The organism is Gilvimarinus sp. 1_MG-2023, assembly GCF_030548285.1.
The window spans coordinates 1-295 of the sequence record NZ_JAUOSC010000753.1 but is presented as its reverse complement, the minus strand read 5'-3'; the positions used below and the strand labels follow the sequence as shown (position 1 = coordinate 295).

1 protein-coding gene is annotated in these 295 nt (G+C 51.5%); it reads left to right on the top strand.

Going from position 1 to position 295, the window contains the following annotated elements; genetic code table 11:
* Positions 1–295 (top strand): hypothetical protein (locus Q4563_RS18900; RefSeq protein ID WP_303605608.1); only part of this gene is annotated, 295 nt, incomplete at both ends.

The following is a 295-nucleotide window of genomic DNA, read 5'->3' as shown; positions in this document are numbered from 1 at the left end:
ATTCTGGACCGTCATCAATATAGCCGTGGTGAAGGCCGTGTGGGTCATGCAGTGAGTGGACACTTGCTTCATATCGCCCGGGATAAAAGCAGCCTGTATGGCGAAGCCGAAAATTCCGGATTGGTGGATGAGATACAAGCCAGTAACGTACTGGACTACACGGGTCTGACAGGCCGCAGTGATCTGTTGGCGACCCTGGCCTCACTGAACATTCGTTATGGGGATGCACACTGGTTTTTATGTGGTGGCTCAGAAGCGGTATATCAAACACGGAACGAGTTATTACGACTGGGTG